Origin of the sequence: Rhizobium sp. M10 (assembly GCF_002531955.1) — a bacterium.
GTDB classification, from domain to species: Bacteria; Pseudomonadota; Alphaproteobacteria; order Rhizobiales; family Rhizobiaceae; genus Rhizobium; species Rhizobium etli_C.
In genome coordinates this window covers 117292-135273 of the sequence record NZ_NWTA01000018.1, presented here as the reverse complement: position 1 = coordinate 135273, position 17982 = coordinate 117292, and the positions used below count along the sequence as shown (strand labels likewise).

Annotated in this window: 18 protein-coding genes; 8 read left to right on the top strand and 10 right to left on the bottom strand. The window is 61.6% G+C overall.

The genetic code is table 11. The features are described from left to right. Nucleotides 1-99: 99 nt before the first annotated feature. The 3 genes from hspQ to CO671_RS24025 all read right to left on the bottom strand — a co-directional run bounded on the left by hspQ (nucleotide 100) and on the right by CO671_RS24025 (nucleotide 2414). Nucleotides 100-429, bottom strand: a complete 330-nt coding sequence (gene hspQ, locus CO671_RS24035) for a heat shock protein HspQ (protein ID WP_097607991.1) — start codon at nucleotides 427-429, stop codon at nucleotides 100-102. Between the two features lie 158 nt (nucleotides 430-587). Beyond that, nucleotides 588-1997: a type I glutamate--ammonia ligase gene (glnA, locus tag CO671_RS24030; protein WP_004671872.1), complete on the bottom strand. Its 1410-nt coding sequence runs from the start codon at nucleotides 1995-1997 to the stop codon at nucleotides 588-590. Nucleotides 1998-2075: 78 nt separating this feature from the next. Further along, nucleotides 2076-2414: a P-II family nitrogen regulator gene (locus tag CO671_RS24025; RefSeq protein WP_003539626.1), complete on the bottom strand. Its 339-nt coding sequence runs from the start codon at nucleotides 2412-2414 to the stop codon at nucleotides 2076-2078. Nucleotides 2415-2757: 343 nt separating this feature from the next. On the opposite strand from CO671_RS24025, the gene CO671_RS24020 reads away from it, so the two are divergent. Beyond that, nucleotides 2758-4230 carry an NAD(P)H-hydrate dehydratase gene (locus CO671_RS24020; RefSeq protein ID WP_097607990.1) on the top strand — a complete coding sequence of 491 codons (1473 nt, stop codon included), beginning with the start codon at nucleotides 2758-2760 and terminating at the stop codon, nucleotides 4228-4230. A 6-nt stretch (nucleotides 4231-4236) separates the two neighbouring features. On the opposite strand, the gene CO671_RS24015 is transcribed toward CO671_RS24020, so the two are convergent. Genes CO671_RS24015 through uvrA form a run of 3 tightly spaced genes read right to left on the bottom strand, consistent with a single transcriptional unit; the run spans nucleotide 4237 to nucleotide 8448 of the window. Further along, complete coding sequence (locus tag CO671_RS24015; RefSeq protein WP_097607989.1) at nucleotides 4237-5043, bottom strand: DUF72 domain-containing protein; 807 nt, start codon at nucleotides 5041-5043, stop codon at nucleotides 4237-4239. A gap of 25 nt (nucleotides 5044-5068) precedes the next feature. Then, nucleotides 5069-5530 carry a GNAT family N-acetyltransferase gene (locus tag CO671_RS24010; protein ID WP_097607988.1) on the bottom strand — a complete coding sequence of 154 codons (462 nt, stop codon included), beginning with the start codon at nucleotides 5528-5530 and terminating at the stop codon, nucleotides 5069-5071. Next, nucleotides 5527-8448: an excinuclease ABC subunit UvrA gene (gene uvrA / locus CO671_RS24005; RefSeq protein WP_097607987.1), complete on the bottom strand. Its 2922-nt coding sequence runs from the start codon at nucleotides 8446-8448 to the stop codon at nucleotides 5527-5529. Before uvrA ends, CO671_RS24010 begins: the two co-directional genes overlap by 4 nt. A 284-nt stretch (nucleotides 8449-8732) precedes the next feature. On the opposite strand from uvrA, the gene CO671_RS24000 reads away from it, so the two are divergent. After that, nucleotides 8733-9248, top strand: coding sequence for a single-stranded DNA-binding protein (locus CO671_RS24000; RefSeq protein ID WP_097607986.1), 516 nt, complete (start codon nucleotides 8733-8735; stop codon nucleotides 9246-9248). Nucleotides 9249-9341: 93 nt separating this feature from the next. On the opposite strand, the gene CO671_RS23995 is transcribed toward CO671_RS24000, so the two are convergent. Continuing rightward, nucleotides 9342-9989 carry a MarC family protein gene (locus CO671_RS23995; protein WP_097607985.1) on the bottom strand — a complete coding sequence of 216 codons (648 nt, stop codon included), beginning with the start codon at nucleotides 9987-9989 and terminating at the stop codon, nucleotides 9342-9344. A 237-nt stretch (nucleotides 9990-10226) separates the two neighbouring features. Here CO671_RS23995 and gyrA point away from each other — a divergent pair, with 237 nt between their 5' ends. Further along, on the top strand, nucleotides 10227-13049 hold the full coding sequence (gene gyrA / locus CO671_RS23990) for a DNA gyrase subunit A (protein WP_097607984.1): 2823 nt from the start codon (nucleotides 10227-10229) through the stop codon (nucleotides 13047-13049). Nucleotides 13050-13198: 149 nt separating this feature from the next. Here the strand turns inward: gyrA and CO671_RS34530 are convergent, their stop codons facing one another. From CO671_RS34530 to CO671_RS23985, 3 genes are all read right to left on the bottom strand, one after another. Then, on the bottom strand, nucleotides 13199-13333 hold the full coding sequence (locus CO671_RS34530; RefSeq protein WP_280950336.1) for a hypothetical protein: 135 nt from the start codon (nucleotides 13331-13333) through the stop codon (nucleotides 13199-13201). A gap of 36 nt (nucleotides 13334-13369) precedes the next feature. Beyond that, nucleotides 13370-13525: a hypothetical protein gene (locus tag CO671_RS33845; RefSeq protein WP_003573160.1), complete on the bottom strand. Its 156-nt coding sequence runs from the start codon at nucleotides 13523-13525 to the stop codon at nucleotides 13370-13372. 130 nt (nucleotides 13526-13655) lie between these two features. Then, the gene (locus CO671_RS23985; RefSeq protein WP_097607983.1) at nucleotides 13656-13946 is read right to left on the bottom strand and encodes a hypothetical protein; all 291 of its coding nucleotides are present in this window, start codon (nucleotides 13944-13946) and stop codon (nucleotides 13656-13658) included. Nucleotides 13947-14036: 90 nt separating this feature from the next. On the opposite strand from CO671_RS23985, the gene coaD reads away from it, so the two are divergent. The 5 genes from coaD (at nucleotide 14037) to tgt (ending at nucleotide 17982) form a co-directional block, all read left to right on the top strand. Continuing rightward, nucleotides 14037-14531, top strand: coding sequence for a pantetheine-phosphate adenylyltransferase (gene coaD / locus CO671_RS23980; RefSeq protein WP_064683709.1), 495 nt, complete (start codon nucleotides 14037-14039; stop codon nucleotides 14529-14531). Between the two features lie 58 nt (nucleotides 14532-14589). Beyond that, complete coding sequence (locus CO671_RS23975) at nucleotides 14590-15162, top strand: peptidylprolyl isomerase (protein ID WP_064683710.1); 573 nt, start codon at nucleotides 14590-14592, stop codon at nucleotides 15160-15162. 28 nt (nucleotides 15163-15190) lie between these two features. After that, nucleotides 15191-15700: a peptidylprolyl isomerase gene (locus tag CO671_RS23970; RefSeq protein WP_010029525.1), complete on the top strand. Its 510-nt coding sequence runs from the start codon at nucleotides 15191-15193 to the stop codon at nucleotides 15698-15700. A 69-nt stretch (nucleotides 15701-15769) separates the two neighbouring features. After that, entirely contained in the window at nucleotides 15770-16855 is a 1086-nt protein-coding gene (gene queA / locus CO671_RS23965; protein WP_097607982.1) for a tRNA preQ1(34) S-adenosylmethionine ribosyltransferase-isomerase QueA, read from the top strand. Then, nucleotides 16852-17982 (top strand): tRNA guanosine(34) transglycosylase Tgt, encoded by a 1131-nt coding sequence (gene tgt, locus CO671_RS23960; RefSeq protein WP_097607981.1) that lies wholly within the window; start codon nucleotides 16852-16854, stop codon nucleotides 17980-17982. The genes queA and tgt overlap by 4 nt, the downstream gene beginning before the upstream one ends.

The window sequence follows — 17982 nt, the reverse complement described above, 5'->3', positions numbered from 1 at the left end:
AGGGGCTTTTCAGCGACAAGCAAAGGCCGGATCTGGTGCCAAAAGAAAAAGGCCTCGCTGGGAGAGGCGAGGCCTTGTTTCAACGTCGGCACGTCTGATCTAGTGGGCGAAGCTCATCTTGGGTCTGAACTGCCCCGACGGGCTCTGATCGAAAATCTGATAGACCTGCTGGTTGCGAAGCGGCGTGCCGCTTTCGTCGTTCACCAGGTTCTGCTCGGAGACATAAGCGACATACTCGCTCTCGTCATTTTCGGCGAGCAGGTGGTAGAAGGGTTGATCCTTGCTGGGGCGCACCTCGGCGGGAATGGAATTCCACCATTCCTCCGTATTGGCGAACTCCGGATCCACGTCGAAGATGACGCCGCGAAACGGAAAAACCTTGTGCCGGACCACTTCGCCGATACTGAACTTTGCTATTCTTTCTTTCATGGTACGACTTCCTTTCATCACCGAATTTGGTGATTGGTGGCTCATAAATCAAGATTTTTGAGCCAGTTCGTCACATGAACGTCATATCCTCGCCGTCTGCCGTTCGTGACGTGGGAGGCGAAAGCCCCAGCAAGCCGGGGCTTTCGGTCTTCGATTGATCAGGCCGAATAGTACATGTCGTATTCGACCGGGTGCGGCGTCATTTCGAAACGCATCACCTCTGCCATCTTCAGCTCGATGAAGGCATCGATCTGGTCGTCGTCGAAGACGCCGCCGGCCGTCAGGAACTTACGGTCCTTGTCGAGGCTTTCCAGCGCTTCGCGCAACGAGCCGCAGACGGTCGGAATCTTCTTCAATTCCTTCGGCGGCAGGTCGTAGAGATCCTTGTCCATGGCCTTGCCGGGATGGATCTTGTTCTTGATGCCGTCGAGGCCAGCCATCAGCATGGCGGCGAAGGCGAGGTAGGGGTTTGCGGTCGGATCCGGGAAGCGGACTTCGACGCGCTTGGCCTTCGGGTTCGAGCCGAAAGGAATGCGGCAGGAGGCCGAGCGGTTGCGAGCCGAATAGGCGAGCAGCACCGGCGCTTCATAACCCGGAACGAGACGCTTGTAGGAGTTCGTCGACGGGTTGGTGAAGGCGTTGATCGCCTTGGCGTGCTTGATGATGCCGCCGATATAGTAAAGGCAGCTCTCGGAGAGGCCGGCATATTCGTCGCCGGCAAAGGTCGGCTTGCCGCCCTTCCAGATCGACTGGTGCACGTGCATGCCCGAGCCGTTGTCGCCGAAGATCGGCTTCGGCATGAAGGTCGCGGTCTTGCCGTAGGCGTTCGCCACCTGGTGCACGACGTATTTGTAGATCTGCATCTTGTCGGCGTTGCGCACCAGCGTGTCGAACTTGATGCCGAGTTCGTGCTGGGCGGCCGCCACTTCATGGTGATGCTTTTCGACGACGACGCCCATTTCGGAGAGAACCGTCAGCATTTCCGAACGCATGTCCTGGGCGCTATCAACCGGCGGAACCGGGAAATAGCCGCCCTTGACGCGCGGGCGATGGCCGAGGTTGCCGGTTTCGTAATCGGTGTCGTCGTTCGACGGCAGTTCGGTCGAATCGAGCTTGAAGCCGGTATTGTACGGATCTGCTTTGTACTTGACGTCGTCGAAGACGAAGAATTCGGCTTCCGGGCCGACGAAGATCGTGTCGCCGATGCCGGAGGCCTTGAGATAGGCTTCGGCCTTCTTGGCGGTGCCGCGCGGATCGCGGTTATAGGCCTCGCCGGAAACCGGATCGAGGATGTCGCAGACGATGACCATGGTCGACTGGGCGAAGAACGGGTCCATATGCACCGTTTCGGTATCGGGCATCAGCACCATGTCGGACTCGTTGATGGCCTTCCAGCCACCGATCGAGGAGCCGTCGAACATCACGCCATCGGCGAACATGTCTTCGTCGACGCAGGCAACGTCCATCGTCACATGCTGCAGCTTGCCCTTCGGGTCGGTGAAACGCAGATCAACGAACTTCACGTCGTTTTCCTGGATCTGCTTCAGAATTTCGCTTGCGGTCGCCATTAAATACCTTCCTCCAATTTGCAATGACAATAGGTGGGCGCGGTGACGGTATCGGACTTTGCGCGGTAGGCAAAGTGGTCAGATGGCATCGATGCCGGTCTCGCCGGTGCGGATGCGGATAACCTCTTCGACATTGGAGACGAAGATCTTTCCGTCGCCGATGCGGCCGGTCTGCGCCGCCTTGCGGATCGCGTCGATGACCGCCTCCGCGTTTTCGTCGGCCAGCACGACCTCGACTTTCACCTTCGGCAGGAAATCCACGACGTATTCGGCTCCGCGGTAGAGTTCCGTGTGGCCCTTCTGACGACCGAAGCCCTTGGCTTCCGTGACTGTGATACCCTGCAGGCCGACTTCCTGAAGGGCTTCCTTCACTTCGTCCAGCTTGAAAGGCTTAATGATCGCTTCGATCTTTTTCATGAGAAAATGCTCTCCGCTTCTCCCGTTATGGCAGGATGTTTCCCGCTCGCCGGATATGATGCAGATATCGTGCCAGTTTGAAATCCGTCTTTTCGAAAAAATACGCCGATTCTGTCAAAACCGGCGCGTTTGCGGGGCATTCGATATGGTTTTGGTGATGGAGAAGTGAAAAAACATCGTCTCCTGCCTAAAATCAGATCGAAAACCGCGAAAGTCAGATTTTCCAGCGATTGCCAAAGCAGATCTCGATTCGGTGAAAAGATAGGCAAATGCATAAAATAAGGGCTTTCGCTTGATGGTTCATGCGGTTGTTTTTTGAGCGTTTTTTGAATTGAATAGGCTGATGAGCAAACATCTCTCCGACCTTCTCCTTACGCCAGCCGAAATGGCAGCCGTCGATACGGCCGCGGCCGCGTCCGGCATCGACTCCTTCGGTCTGATGGAACGGGCAGGGGCTGCGGTCGCCGCTGCCGCGCTCAGGCTTCATCCGGCTGCTTTGCGTTTCGTCGTGCTCTGCGGCCCGGGCAACAATGGTGGCGACGCCTATGTCGCGGCAAGGCATCTGCAGGAAGGCGGAGCGACGGTGGCGCTCTTCCAGCTCGGTGATCCCTCCAGGCTGAAGGGTGACGCCGCCCGTGCTCGGGCCGGCTGCGCGCTTCAGGGGCAGGGGCTTGAGCTCTATCGGCCCGAAAGCGGCGATGTCGTCGTCGACGGCCTGTTCGGGGCCGGGCTCGGTCGCGCGGTGCCGGCCGCTGTCGGCACAGTGATCGAGCACGTCGCAGAGGCCGATATCCCCGTGCTTGCGATCGACCTGCCCTCCGGCGTCGACGGCCGCACCGGCAAGGTGCTGGGCGCGGCCTTCCGCGCGCGCAACACCATCACCTTCATGACGCGCAAGCCCGGCCATCTGCTGATGCCGGGCAGGGAGCTATGCGGCGAGCTGGCGGTCTTCGATATCGGCATTCCCGCCCGCATCATCAGGGCCGAGGCAGGCGGTCTCATCGCCGAGAACACGCCGGATGCCTGGAAGGCCGTACTGCCGCCGGAGCAGTTGGAGACGCATAAATACAAGCGCGGCCATCTGGTCGTCTTCTCAGGCGAGGCCGACAAGACGGGTGCCGCGCGCATGTCGGCGGCCTCCGGCCTGAAGGCCGGCGCCGGGCTGGTAACGATTGCAGCGCCCCTTGCAGCAATGGCCGCCAATGCCGCGCATCTCACAGCCGTGATGCTGCATGCGATCGACGATGCCGCCGAACTCGAAGACTGGCTCTCGGACCGGCGGCTGCAGACCTTCGTCCTCGGTCCCGGTTTCGGCATCGGCGCCCGAGCGCGCGCCTTCGTCTCGACGCTTACCGAACGCCGGCTGGTGCTCGATGCCGACGGCATCTCCTCATTCAAGGACGATCCGCAACGGCTTTTCGATCTTTTCCGAGGCGAGCCGCGCCTGGTGCTGACGCCGCATGAGGGCGAATTTTCGCGCCTGTTTCCCGATATCGGCGGCGACGATGCGCTGGGCAAGGTCGACAAGGCGCTCGCCGCCGCCCGCCGCGCCAATGCCGCGATCGTCTATAAAGGCGCCGATACCACCATCGCCTCGCCGGACGGCCGCGCGCTCATCAATACCAATGCGCCGGCCTGGCTTGCGACCGCCGGGTCCGGCGATGTGCTCGCCGGCATCATCGGCGGATTGCTCGCCCAGGGCCTGCCGGCCTTCGAGGCGGCGGCCGCCGGCGTCTGGCTGCATGGAGAGGCCGCCCGCCGCGCCGGCAAAGGGCTGACGGCGGAGGATCTCGCAGCGGCGGTACTGCCGTTGTAGCTCAATCTATTTCTCGAGCAATTTCTGTAGGGCGATCGCCCCATGCGGCGCATTCACCTTGCCCTCATGGATCATGAAGGCGAAGACGTCGCGCGGCTCGACCTTGACCGTGCGGCCTTTATCGATCAGCGGCAGATCGTCGGGTACCTTGCCTTCCGCCCAGGTCGCGAGCCGGTCCGCCCAGGCCTTCAAGTCCTTGTCGGGATAGCAGGTCGCAATATCGTCCGATCCCTTCTGCAGTCTGGCATAGACGAAATCGGCCGTGACGTCGGCGATCATCGGATATTCGAAATGTTCGGCGCAGACCGGTGCCACGCCGTATTTGGCAAGCAGGGCGACGAATTCCGGCACCTTGAAGGAATCGTGCCGGACCTCGACAACGTGGCGAAGCGAAAGCCCGTCCTGTTTTGCCGGCAGCAGCTTCAGGAAGGCCTCGAAATCTTCCGGATCGAACTTCTTCGTCGGCGCGAATTGCCAGAGCAGCGGCCCGAGATGATCGCCGAGCTCACCGATTCCAGATGACAGGAACCGCTCCATCGATTCCCCGGCCTCGGCGAGCACCCGCCGATTGGTGACGAACCGCGTCGCCTTCAGCGAAAAGATAAAACCGTCGGGCACGTCGGCTGCCCATTTGGCAAAGACGGCCGGCTTCTGGGTGCTGTAATAGGTGCCATTGACCTCGATGACCTTCAGCTGGCGGCTGGCATAATGCAGCTCGTCCTTCTGCTTGAGATCATCGGGAAAGAAATGCCCGCGCCAGGGCTCGAAGGTCCAGCCGCCGATGCCGGTGCGGATAATGCCGGATTTCGTCATGTCGTCCTCCCCTTTTGGCAGCCACTCAGGCCGCATAAATCTCTTTCGTCATGTCGACGAGGGACCATCCTGGCCGATACGGGTTCGGCCGGCGACCCGTTTCCTGAAATCCGAAGGCGCGATAAAGCGCTATATTCCGTTCCATCCGAGCATTGGTATAGAGCCGGATCTCTGGCAGTGCCCATTCCCGCGCCTTGCCCTCCAGCCATTCGAGCATCGCCAGCCCGTGGCCGGCACGCTGAAAGGCCGGCGAGACCGCGATGCTGAACAGCATGAGGTGATCCGAATGTCGCTCGACGACCGTGAGCCCTGCGATTTCGCCGCCGATATCGCGCAGCCACACCTCGCCGCGTTCGATCCGTGGCGTGTAGTCTTCCGTCACCGGGATCGGTGGCGAGCCGAAGAGTTCGGTATAGGGCAGATAGGCGGCTGCCGTCAGCGTCGTGATCGTTTGGAGATCGTCACGTGACGCCAGCCTCATCGTCATTCCGCCGCAGCCGCCCTCTTGGCCGGCCGCCGTTCCAGCAATTCCTTGAGGAAGTGTCCGGTATAGGAACGCTTCTCCTTGACGATTGCTTCGGGGGTGCCGGTTGCGACGATTTCGCCGCCGCCATCGCCGCCCTCGGGGCCGAAATCGAGCACCCAGTCGGCCGTCTTGATGACTTCGAGATTGTGCTCGATCACCACAACCGAATTGCCCTGATTGACCAGCTCGTGCAGCATTTCGAGCAGCTTGGCGACGTCGTGGAAATGCAGTCCGGTCGTTGGTTCGTCGAGAATATAGAGCGTACGCCCGGTCGAGCGCTTCGACAGCTCCTTGGCAAGCTTGACGCGCTGCGCCTCGCCGCCGGAAAGCGTGTTGGCCTGCTGGCCGACCTTGATATAACCGAGGCCGACATCCTTCAGCGATTGCAGCTTGTCACGCACCGCCGGCACTGCCGCGAAGAAATCGACGCCTTCCTCTACCGTCATGTCGAGCACGTCGGCGATCGACTTCTGCTTGAAGGTGACGTCGAGCGTCTCTCTGTTGTAGCGCTTGCCGTGGCAGACGTCGCAGGTGACGTAGACGTCGGGCAGGAAGTGCATCTCGATCTTGATGACGCCGTCGCCCTGGCAGGCCTCGCAGCGTCCGCCCTTGACGTTGAAGGAGAAGCGGCCCGGCTGATAACCGCGCGCCTTGGCTTCCGGCAGGCCGGCGAACCAGTCGCGGATCGGCGTGAAGGCGCCGGTATAGGTCGCGGGGTTCGAGCGCGGTGTGCGGCCGATCGGTGACTGGTCGATGTCGATCACCTTGTCGATATGCTCGAAGCCGTCGATCCGGTCATGATCGGCGGGGATTTCGCGCGCACCCATGACGCGGCGCGCCGCCGATTTATACAGCGTCTCGATCAGGAAGGTGGACTTGCCGCCGCCGGAGACCCCGGTCACCGCTGTGAAGACGCCGAGTGGGATCGCGGCCGTGACATTCTTCAAATTGTTGCCGCGCGCGCCGACGACTTTGATCTCGCGGCCTTTCTTCGGCTTGCGGCGCTCGTCTGGAACCGGCACGCCGAGTTCGCCCGAGAGATATTTGCCGGTCAGCGACTTCGGGTTGTCCATGATATCCTGCGGCGTGCCATGGGCGATGACCTGGCCGCCATGGATGCCGGCCGCCGGGCCGATGTCGACGACGTCGTCAGCCGTCAGGATCGCATCCTCGTCATGCTCGACGACGATGACCGTATTGCCGATGTCACGCAGGTGCTTCAGCGTGTCGAGCAATCGGGCATTGTCGCGCTGATGCAGGCCGATCGACGGCTCGTCGAGCACGTAAAGCACGCCCGTCAAGCCCGAGCCGATCTGCGATGCGAGGCGAATGCGCTGGCTCTCTCCGCCCGACAGCGTGCCTGAGTTGCGCGACAGGCTGAGATATTCCAGGCCGACATCGTTGAGGAAGCGCAGCCGGTCGCGGATTTCCTTGAGGATGCGCACGGCGATCTCGTTCTGCTTGGCGTTGAAGCTGGCCGGCAGCGTCTCGAACCAGTCGCGGGCGATGCGGATCGACATCTCGGTGACTTCGCCGATATGCAGCCTGTTGATCTTCACGGCGAGCGCTTCGGGTTTCAGGCGATAGCCGTTGCAGGAAGGGCAGGAGGCGGCCGACATGAAACGCTCGATATCTTCGCGCGCCCAGGCGGAATCCGTCTCCTTCCAGCGGCGCTCGAGATTGGTGATGATGCCCTCGAAGTTCTTGTGGGTCGTATAGGAGCGCGCGCCGTCGGCGTAGTGGAATTCGATCTTGTCGTCGGTGCCGTTGAGAATGACGTTCTTGACCTCGTCGGAAAGATCGTTCCAGCGGGTGCCGAGCTTGAAGCCGTAATGTTTGCCGAGCGCTTCCAGCGTCTGGTTGTAGTAAGGCGAGGTCGACTTGGCCCAGGGCGCGATCGCCCCGTCGCGCAGTGTCCGCTCTGGCTCGGGCACGATCAGGTCGGGGTCGATCTTCTGCTGGGCGCCGAGGCCGTCGCAGGTCGGGCAGGCGCCGAAGGGATTGTTGAAGGAAAACAGCCGGGGTTCGATCTCCGGGATGGTGAAGCCCGAGACCGGGCAGGCGAACTTCTCCGAAAACAGCACGCGCTCATGCGTCTCGTTCAGCGACTTGTTGGCCGAGCCGCCGGCCGAGGTCTCTTCCGGCGGCAGCGGCTTGTCGGCGAATTCGGCGACTGCCAGCCCGTCCGCGAGCTTCAGGCAGGTCTCCAGGCTGTCGGCCAGGCGCGCCGAGACATCGGAGCGCACGACGATGCGGTCGACCACGACGTCGATGTCGTGCTTGTATTTCTTGTCGAGAACCGGCGCCTCGGCGATCTCGTAGAACTGGCCGTCCACCTTGACGCGCTGGAAGCCCTTCTTCATCAGCTCCGCCAGTTCCTTCTTGTATTCGCCCTTGCGCCCGCGCACGAGCGGGGCGAGAATATAAAGACGGGTGCCTTCGCCGAAAGCGAGGATGCGATCGACCATCTGGCTGACCGTCTGGCTTTCGATCGGCAGGCCCGTCGCCGGCGAATAGGGAACGCCGACACGGGCAAAGAGCAGGCGCATATAGTCATAGATCTCGGTGACGGTGCCGACCGTCGAGCGCGGGTTGCGCGAGGTGGTCTTCTGCTCGATCGAAATGGCCGGCGACAGCCCGTCGATCTGGTCGACATCGGGCTTCTGCATCATTTCGAGGAACTGCCGGGCATAGGCCGAAAGGCTCTCGACATAACGCCGCTGGCCCTCGGCGTAGATCGTGTCGAAGGCGAGCGAGGATTTGCCCGAGCCCGAAAGACCGGTCATGACGATCAGCTTGTTGCGCGGCAGATCGAGATCGATGCTCTTCAGATTGTGCTCGCGCGCGCCGCGGATGGAGATCGTCTTCAGTTCGCTCATCGTCTCTGCTTTGGTTTTCTGGATAACAGCCCTTATTTAGTGATGCCGGCGGGCGAGTCGAGGCTGAATATCCGGGAAGGTTCAAGGTTTTCGATTCTGTTGACAGGATCATACGGATAAACTAGAACAAATAAAGAACAAAATTCCTGATGAATGCATGCGGCTTTCTGATGGATAAACATGTGGATTAAATGCCGCCCATGCGCATCGGCGGTCCGTGATGGTTTAAGGTGCGCCGATCGATTGAAACGCCGCCGGGCAGGGCGGCAGGCAGGGTGAGAAGCATGGCTGGTAGCGTGAACAAGGTAATTCTGGTTGGAAATGTGGGTGCAGACCCCGAAATCCGCCGCACTCAGGATGGCCGGCCGATCGCCAATCTCCGTATTGCGACCTCGGAGACCTGGCGTGACCGCAATTCCGGCGAACGCCGGGAAAAGACCGAATGGCACACTGTCGTCGTCTTCAACGAAGGCCTCTGCAAGGTCGTCGAGCAATATGTGAAGAAGGGCGCCAAGCTCTATATCGAAGGTCAGCTGCAGACCCGCAAATGGCAGGATCAGCAGGGCCAGGACCGCTATTCGACGGAAGTGGTGCTGCAGGGCTTCAGCTCGACGCTGACCATGCTCGACGGCCGCGGCGACGGCGGCGGCGCGAGCTCCGGCTTCGGCGGCGGCCGCGGCAGTAGCGGTGGCGGCAACGATTACGGCGACGACTACGGCGCGCCTGCTCCCTCCTCATCGCCGAGCCGCGGCGGTGGCGGCAATTTCTCGCGGGATTTGGACGACGACATCCCGTTCTGATCGACCGTTCCTGGCTTTATGAATTATTTGAGAGCATGACGTCCATGACGGCGTCATGCTCTTTTCCTTGGTCTCGCGGTAGATGCCGCCGTTTCAATGCGGCGTCGCGCTGATCAGATTGAGTGCCGCCTTCGCGCCGTCGACGACGAATTGCACTGCCAGGGCGGCTAGGATGACGCCGAGCAGCCGCGTCAGGATCGCCCGGCCGGTGACGCCGAGGAAACGGTCGAGCCTTTCGGCGATCAGCAGCATCAGGAAGGTCAGCAGCAGATTGGCGGCGATGACGGCGATCAGCTGGGCTTTTTCAACCGAGGTCGGCAGCGTGCCGGCAAGTAGGATCGTCGCCGAGATCGCACCGGGACCGGCGATCAGGGGCAGGGCGAGGGGAAAGACCGCGATATTCTCGATGTGATCCTTGGTGACGGCGGCCTCGGAGGCCTTCTCCTTGCGCTCCTGCCGCCGCTCGAACACCATCTCGAAGGCGATCCAGAAGAGCAGCAGGCCGCCGGCGATGCGGAAGGCGCCGATCGAGATGCCGAGCACGCCGAGCACGCCGGCGCCGAACAAGGCGAAGACCGCGAGGATGATGAAGGCGATGGTCGAACCGCGTAGCGCCACCTGCGTGCGCTCGGCGCGGCTCATGCCCGTCGTCAGCCCGAGAAAGATCGGTGCGAGGCCTGGCGGATCGATGGTGACGAGAAGCGTCGTGAAGGCGTTGATCAATTGGTCGGCGCTTGCCATCGTCTCTCCGAAAGCCCATATGGGTGCATGATTTTCTGCGATTGTGAAGCGGGGATTTGGATTTGGCAAATATGCTGCGGCGGCCCGCGGCGGATTTGTCCGGTCCGATCGTACAAGTCCCGTGCTTTACCCTTTTTCGGCCGCAAAAGCCTGTTCAAAACGCGCTCGGAAATTGGCGCGGGAACAGGCTTTCCGCTATAAATCTTCAAGTGATTCTAGAAGAGATCGTGATCTGTTTTGACTGAGCAAACACCCCCCGGCGGCGGGAAGCTCCCGCCAGGCATCGAGCCCATCTCCATCATGGAGGAAATGCAGCGATCGTATCTCGATTACGCCATGAGCGTCATCGTCAGCCGCGCGCTGCCCGACGTGCGCGACGGCCTGAAGCCCGTGCACCGGCGCATCCTCTACGGCATGTCCGAGCTCGGCATCGACTGGAACAAGAAATACGTCAAATGCGCCCGCGTCACCGGTGACGTGATGGGTAAATACCATCCGCACGGCAATGCCGCGATCTATGATGCGCTCGCCCGCATGGCGCAGCCCTGGTCGCTGCGGCTGCCGCTGATCGACGGTCAGGGCAATTTCGGCTCCGTCGACGGCGATCCGCCGGCGGCCGAACGTTACACCGAATGCCGGCTCGAAAAGGCGGCCCATTCGCTGCTCGACGATCTCGATAAGGAAACCGTGGACTTCCGCGACAACTACGACGGCACGCTCTCCGAGCCGGTCGTGGTTCCCGCGAAATTCCCGAACCTGCTCGTCAACGGCGCCGGCGGCATCGCCGTCGGCATGGCAACCAATATTCCGCCGCACAATCTTTCCGAAGTGATCGACGGCTGCATTGCGCTGATCAACGATCCGGCGATCGAGTTGCCGGAGCTGATGCAGATCATTCCCGGCCCGGATTTCCCGACAGGCGCCAAAATCCTCGGTCGCGCCGGCATCCGCTCGGCTTACGAGACCGGCCGCGGCTCGGTCATCATGCGCGGCGTCGCAGCGATCGAGCCGATGCGCGGTGACCGCGAGCAGATCATCATCACCGAAATCCCCTATCAGGTGAACAAGGCGACGATGATCGAGAAGATGGCCGAACTGGTGCGCGAAAAGCGCATCGAGGGCATCTCCGACCTGCGCGACGAGTCCGACCGCCAGGGCTATCGCGTCGTCATCGAGCTGAAGCGCGACGCCAATGCCGAGGTTATCCTCAACCAGCTCTATCGTTATACGCCGTTGCAGACCTCTTTCGGCTGCAACATGGTGGCGCTGAACGGCGGCAAGCCGGAGCAGCTGACGCTGCTCGACATGCTGCGCGCCTTCGTCTCCTTCCGCGAAGAAGTCGTTAGCCGGAGAACGAAATTCCTGCTGCGCAAGGCGCGTGAGCGTGCCCATGTGTTGGTCGGCCTCGCCATTGCGGTGGCCAATATCGACGAAGTCATCCGCGTTATCCGCCAGGCGCCCGATCCGCAGTCGGCCCGCGAAGAACTGATGACCCGCCGCTGGCCGGCGGCAGATGTCGAAAGCCTGATCCGTCTGATCGACGATCCGCGCCATCGCATTAACGACGACATGACGTACAACCTGTCGGAAGAGCAGGCCCGCGCCATCCTCGAACTGCGTCTTGCCCGCCTCACGGCCCTTGGCCGTGACGAAATCGGCGACGAACTCAACAAGATCGGCGAGGAAATCCGGGATTATCTCGATATTCTGTCCTCGCGTGTCCGCATCCAGACCATCGTCAAGGATGAACTCACCGCCGTGCGCGACGAGTTCGGCACCCCGCGACGCACCGAGATCGTCGATGGCGGCCTCGAAATGGACGATGAGGATCTCATCGCCCGCGAGGACATGGTCGTCACCGTCTCGCATCTCGGTTATATCAAGCGGGTACCGCTGACCACCTACCGCGCTCAGCGCCGTGGCGGCAAGGGCCGCTCCGGCATGACCACCCGCGACGAGGATTTCGTTAGCCGGCTATTCGTGGTCAATACCCATACGCCGGTTCTGTTCTTCTCTTCGCGCGGCATCGTCTACAAGGAGAAGGTCTGGCGTCTGCCGATCGGCACACCGACCTCGCGCGGCAAGGCGCTGATCAACATGCTGCCGCTCGAACCCGGCGAGCGCATCACCACCATCCTGCCCTTGCCCGAGGACGAGGCGAACTGGGACAATCTCGACGTCATGTTCTCGACGACGCGCGGCACGGTTCGCCGCAACAAGCTGTCGGATTTCGTCCAGGTCAACCGCAACGGCAAGATCGCCATGAAGCTCGAGGAGGAGGGCGACGAAATCCTCTCCGTCGAGACCTGCACGGAACGTGACGACGTGCTGCTGACCACCGCGCTCGGCCAGTGCATCCGCTTCTCCGTCGACGACGTTCGCGTCTTCGCCGGCCGCAACTCGATCGGCGTGCGCGGCATCAATCTCGGCGAGGGCGATCGCATTATCTCGATGACCATCGTCGGCCATGTCGATGCCGAGCCATGGGAGCGCGCCGCCTATCTGAAGCGCTCTGCCGCCGAACGCCGCGCGACGGGCGTCGATGAAGAGGATATCGCTCTCGTCGGCGAGGAAGTCACCGAGGAGGGGCAGCTCTCCGATGAGCGTTATGAAGAGCTGAAGGCACGCGAGCAGTTCGTGCTCACCGTCTCCGAGAAGGGCTTCGGCAAGCGCTCGTCGTCTTATGACTTCCGCATCTCCGGCCGCGGCGGCAAGGGCATCCGCGCCACCGACACGTCGAAAACCGGCGAAATCGGCGAACTCGTCGCCGCCTTCCCGGTCGATGACGGCGATCAGATCATGCTGGTTTCGGATGGCGGCCAGCTGATCCGCGTGCCGGTCGGCGGCATCCGCATCGCCAGCCGCGCCACCAAGGGCGTCACCATCTTCTCGACGGCCAAGGACGAGAAGGTCGTTTCGGTCGAACGCATCAGCGAGCCGGAAGAGGACGAGACGGAGGAAGCCGTCGAGACCGCCGAAGGTGCTTCCGTTGCTGAGGAAGGTTCAGTCGGCGAAACGCCGGTTGCCGATGGTGATCCCGCCGGGCCTGCCGAGGAATGATCAAGTGAAAGGGCGGCTTCGGGCCGCCCTTTTCTTTTGGTCTTAGCCTGGCTTATCCCCAAGAAAAAAGCCGGACGCTGGGTGCATCCGGCTTTGAAGGACCCGAGGCGGCGGAAGGGTGCCGCTCTTGGGTGGGGAAGGGAGGAATGTCAGAATGCGCTATGTTTTTCGTTCAGCGCTTTCATCTCTGCGTCTTCGCGCCGGAGCGCTGAAATCGTCGAGGCCACAGACACGATGAACATCACGCTGATGAGGGCGGTGAGTACTGTCAAGATCGTGAACATAGGCATTCCTTTCCTGGGGAGTTGCGTTCTCGCCCCTCAGTACTGGCCCAGTACGGCCGTGCGGGCCGAAGCATAGGGACCATAAACCTTGGACGTATCGGCCTTCTGATCATAGAGAGCGACAGTTGCGGTGAGCATGCCCGTGACCATTACCATCCAGAGCACGTTAATCATCGTAATCTTGCCGGGCATGTTTAATCCTTCCTGCCGCGCTAATCGCATCTATGGGTCGGTTGAGTGAACGCATCCGTTTGAAAATGGTTCCGTCGGATGTTGAGGGGTGTTTACCAATGGCGATCTGAAGCCTCCTTGAATGTCTCGTTCATCTGGCGTTCAGATTCGAGACCCGGTTTTGTTCGCGCAGCCGGCCCTGGGCGCGCACGATCGCTGCATGTTCGGCAAGCTCCGGCCGCACCCAGCTCACCTCGTAGCGATCGGCGAAAAAGCCATAGGCCATTTCGGCGGCGAGAGAGAAAAGGACGGCAAGCGCAACGAGCACGATCAGCATGAACATGGTCTTTCGGGGAACGCCGGATGCCGGAATGGCATCGGCTGCCTTGATGATCCGAGTTAAGCAGGTTCTGTCTGAAACAGCCTTGAATGGCACGTTCATTCGCCGTTCAGCCGTGGGAAACGGCGGGGCAAATCACTTGCGGCAAGGCAGCATCCATGACAAAAGGCGTCAAACCAACGGCTGAGCTAGATGACGACAGCGTTCTATCCTGGGTCCTTCGACCCGATCACCAACGGACATGTGGATGTTCTGGTCCAGGCCCTGAACGTCGCCGAAAAGCTGATCGTCGCGATCGGCATCCATCCCGGCAAGGCACCGCTCTTTTCGTTCGACGAGAGAGCCGAGCTGATCCGCCTTTCCCTGGCGCAAGCGCTGCCCGGCAAGACCGGCGACATCACTGTCGTCGCCTTCGACAATCTGGTCGTCGATGCCGCCCGTGCCCATGGCGCAACGCTTTTGATCCGCGGCCTTCGCGACGGTACCGACCTCGATTACGAAATGCAGATGGCCGGCATGAACAGGGCGATGGCGCCCGACATCCAGACCATCTTTTTGCCGGCGGGCACGGCTTCGCGGCCCATTACCGCCACATTGGTCCGCCAGATCGCCGCCATGGGCGGCGATGTCAGCGCTTTCGTGCCGGCCGCCGTCTTGCAAGCCCTCACATCCAAGCGCCCGAACTAGCAAGTAAGAAGTCTCGCAAGCGCAAAGACCAGGCGGAACCCGCCGCAACGGAGCCCATATGAAACTCTTTTATCTCGCATTTGCCGGCGTGCTGTATCTGGCCTCCTTCGCGGGGGATGCCTTCGCCCAGGCGGCCGACCACTATCTCACCATCCAGCTGAAGAACGGCCCTGTCGTCATCCAGTTGATGCCGGATGTCGCGCCGAAGCACGTTGCCCAGATCGAGGCGCTGGCCAAGAAGGGCGAATACGACAATGTCGGCTTCCACCGCGTCATCGACGGCTTCATGGCCCAGACCGGCGACGTCAAATATGGCAACATGGAAAAGGGCTTCGATGCCAGCCTTGCCGGCACCGGCTCCTCCGATCTGCCCGATATTCCGGCTGAGTTCTCCAGGACCCCGTTCGTGCGCGGCACGGTCGGCATGGCCCGTTCGCAGGATCCGAATTCCGCCAATTCGCAGTTCTTCATCATGTTTGCCGACGGTTCCTTCCTGAACGGCCAGTATACCGTCGTCGGCAAGGTCGTTTCCGGCATGGAGAATGTCGACAAGATCAAGCGCGGCGAAGGCCAGAACGGCGAAGTCAAAAATCCTGACCGGATGATCAAGGTCACCCTGGGCAAGAAGTAAGTTACGAGACAAACAAGAGGAGAAGGCAATGGCCGAGATCAAGGATCCCGAAAACACCATCATTCTGGAAACCACCAAGGGCAAGGTTGTCATTCAGCTGCTGCCGCAGGTCGCCCCGGAGCACGTCGCCCGCATCAAGGAACTCGCCCGTGAGAAGGCCTATGACGGCGTCGTCTTCCATCGCGTCATTCAGGATTTCATGGCCCAGACGGGTGATGTCGAATATGGCAAGAAGGGTTCCGAAACCTTCAATCCCGGCCGCGCCGGCATGGGTGGCTCCTCCAAGCCGGACCTGAAGGCTGAATTCTCCGCGACCTCGCATGTTCGCGGCACCTGCTCGATGGCCCGTTCGCAGAACCCGAACTCGGCCAACTCGCAGTTCTTCATCTGCTTCACCGACGCGCCGTGGCTGAATAAGCAGTATTCCGTCTGGGGCCAGGTGATCGAAGGCATGGACAATGTCGACAAGATCAAGCGCGGCGAACCGGTTTCCGATCCGGACTCGATCGTCTCGATGCGGGTTGCCGCCGACGTCTGATTGTGATTTCTGCTGGAACCCGCCCTTGCGCGAAAGCGCGGGGGCGGGTTTCGCTTTGAAAGTGCTCTTATGCGCGTAGACCTTTTCGATTTCGATCTGCCCGATGAACGCATCGCGTTGCGGCCCGCCGAACCGCGCGATAGCGCGCGCCTGCTGGTCGTCGATCCTCATGCGGAAAGCGCGCTCTCGGATCATCACGTTTACGATCTGCCGTCGTTTCTGCGCGCCGGTGACGCCCTCGTCTTCAACGATACCAAGGTCATTCCCGCCCAGCTCGAAGGCATCCGCCATCGCGACGGCGCCGGCGGCCAGCAGGTGTCGGCAACGCTGCATATGCGCATCGGCCCCAGCCGTTGGAAGGCCTTTGCCAAGCCCGGCAAACGCATCAAGGAGGGCGACCGCATCGCCTTCGGCCATTCCGGTGCAAGCTGTATCCTCGGCTCGCTCGATGCCACCGTCGAGGAAAAGGGCGAAGCCGGCGAAGTGACGCTCGCATTCGATCTGTCCGGCCCGGCGCTGGACGAGGCGATCGCCGCCGTCGGCCATATTCCGCTGCCGCCCTATATCGCCGCCAAACGTCCCGAGGACGAGCGCGACCGCGCCGATTACCAGACGATCTATGCTCGCGAGGAAGGCGCTGTCGCCGCCCCCACCGCCGGCCTGCATTTCACGCCAGCGCTGTTCGAAGCGCTCGACAAGGCCGGCATCGAACGCCATTTCGTCACCCTGCATGTCGGCGCCGGCACCTTCCTGCCCGTCAAGGCCGACGATACCGACGATCACAAGATGCATCTCGAAAGTGGTTATGTCAGCAGTGAAATCGCCGCTCGGCTGAATGCCGTCAAGGCAAGGGGCGGGCGTATCGTCTGCGTCGGCACGACCTCGCTGCGGCTGATCGAAAGCGCGACCGGGGAAAGCGGAGAGATCAAGCCCTGGGCCGGCGCCACCGGTATCTTCATCACACCCGGCTATCGTTTCAAGGCGGTCGACATGCTGATGACCAATTTCCACCTGCCGCGCTCGACGCTGTTCATGCTGGTCTCGGCCTTCTCAGGCTTCGAAACCATGCACGCGGCCTATGAACACGCCATTTCGACAGGCTACCGCTTCTACTCCTACGGCGACGCGAGCCTTCTTTTCCGGAAAGACAAATGACAGAGAACTTCCAATTCACCCTTGACAAGACCGATGCCGGCGCCCGCCTCGGCGTAATCTCCATGCCGCGCGGCGAAATCCGCACGCCGGCCTTCATGCCGGTCGGCACGGTCGGCACCGTCAAGGCCATGTATCTCGATCAGGTGCGCGAGAGCGGCGCCGATATCATTCTCGGCAACACCTATCACCTGATGTTGCGCCCGACGGCCGAGCGCGTCGCCCGCCTCGGCGGCCTGCACAAGCTGATTCGCTGGGAACATCCGATCCTGACGGATTCCGGCGGCTTCCAGGTCATGTCGCTCTCCGGCCTGCGCAAGCTCGACGAGCAGGGCGTCACCTTCAAATCGCATGTCGACGGCAGCCTGCATCACATGTCGCCGGAGCGCTCCATCGAAATCCAGGGGCTGCTCGGCTCCGATATCCAGATGCAGCTCGACGAATGCGTGGCGCTGCCGGCCGAGCCGAAGGAGATCGAGCGCGCCATGGAAATGTCGCTGCGCTGGGCCGAGCGCTGCAGGGTCGCCTTCGGCGAACAACCAGGCAAGGCGATGTTCGGCATCGTCCAGGGCGGCGACATCCCGGCGCTACGCATCCGTTCGGCCGAGGCGCTGAGCCAGCTCGATCTCAAGGGTTATGCTGTCGGCGGTCTTGCCGTCGGCGAGCCGCAGGACGTCATGCTGCGGATGCTGGAAACGACGCTGCCCGTGCTTCCGGTGGAAAAGCCGCGCTACCTCATGGGCGTCGGCACGCCCGACGATATCCTGAAATCGGTCGCCCGCGGCATCGACATGTTCGACTGCGTCATGCCGACCCGGTCCGGCCGGCACGGCCTCGCCTTCACCCGCCGCGGCAAGGTCAATATCCGCAATGCCCGTCATGCCGAGGATATGCGTCCGCTCGACGAACAGTCGAACTGCCCGGCCTCGCGCGATTATTCCCGCGCCTATCTGCACCATCTCGTCCGCGCCAACGAGGCGCTCGGCGGCATGCTGCTCTCCTGGCACAATCTGGCCTATTACCAGGAACTGATGCAGGGCATTCGCAAGGCGATCGCCGAAGGCCGCTTCGCCGATTTCATGGCGGAGACGATGGCGGAATGGGCGAGGGGCGATCTCGACCCGGTGTAA

What these genes read in the sequence shown, in the direction of transcription:
- hspQ (WP_097607991.1), bottom strand. Translation starts at nt 429, where the DNA reads ATGAAAGAAAGAATAGCAAAGTTCAGTATCGGCGAAGTGGTCCGGCAC.
- glnA (WP_004671872.1), bottom strand. Translation starts at nt 1,997, where the DNA reads ATGGCGACCGCAAGCGAAATTCTGAAGCAGATCCAGGAAAACGACGTG.
- CO671_RS24025 (WP_003539626.1), bottom strand. Translation starts at nt 2,414, where the DNA reads ATGAAAAAGATCGAAGCGATCATTAAGCCTTTCAAGCTGGACGAAGTG.
- CO671_RS24020 (WP_097607990.1), top strand. Translation starts at nt 2,758, where the DNA reads ATGAGCAAACATCTCTCCGACCTTCTCCTTACGCCAGCCGAAATGGCA.
- CO671_RS24015 (WP_097607989.1), bottom strand. Translation starts at nt 5,043, where the DNA reads ATGACGAAATCCGGCATTATCCGCACCGGCATCGGCGGCTGGACCTTC.
- CO671_RS24010 (WP_097607988.1), bottom strand. Translation starts at nt 5,530, where the DNA reads ATGACGATGAGGCTGGCGTCACGTGACGATCTCCAAACGATCACGACG.
- uvrA (WP_097607987.1), bottom strand. Translation starts at nt 8,448, where the DNA reads ATGAGCGAACTGAAGACGATCTCCATCCGCGGCGCGCGCGAGCACAAT.
- CO671_RS24000 (WP_097607986.1), top strand. Translation starts at nt 8,733, where the DNA reads ATGGCTGGTAGCGTGAACAAGGTAATTCTGGTTGGAAATGTGGGTGCA.
- CO671_RS23995 (WP_097607985.1), bottom strand. Translation starts at nt 9,989, where the DNA reads ATGGCAAGCGCCGACCAATTGATCAACGCCTTCACGACGCTTCTCGTC.
- CO671_RS34530 (WP_280950336.1), bottom strand. Translation starts at nt 13,333, where the DNA reads ATGTTCACGATCTTGACAGTACTCACCGCCCTCATCAGCGTGATGTTC.
- CO671_RS33845 (WP_003573160.1), bottom strand. Translation starts at nt 13,525, where the DNA reads ATGCCCGGCAAGATTACGATGATTAACGTGCTCTGGATGGTAATGGTC.
- CO671_RS23985 (WP_097607983.1), bottom strand. Translation starts at nt 13,946, where the DNA reads ATGAACGTGCCATTCAAGGCTGTTTCAGACAGAACCTGCTTAACTCGG.
- coaD (WP_064683709.1), top strand. Translation starts at nt 14,037, where the DNA reads ATGACGACAGCGTTCTATCCTGGGTCCTTCGACCCGATCACCAACGGA.
- CO671_RS23975 (WP_064683710.1), top strand. Translation starts at nt 14,590, where the DNA reads ATGAAACTCTTTTATCTCGCATTTGCCGGCGTGCTGTATCTGGCCTCC.
- CO671_RS23970 (WP_010029525.1), top strand. Translation starts at nt 15,191, where the DNA reads ATGGCCGAGATCAAGGATCCCGAAAACACCATCATTCTGGAAACCACC.
- queA (WP_097607982.1), top strand. Translation starts at nt 15,770, where the DNA reads ATGCGCGTAGACCTTTTCGATTTCGATCTGCCCGATGAACGCATCGCG.
- tgt (WP_097607981.1), top strand. Translation starts at nt 16,852, where the DNA reads ATGACAGAGAACTTCCAATTCACCCTTGACAAGACCGATGCCGGCGCC.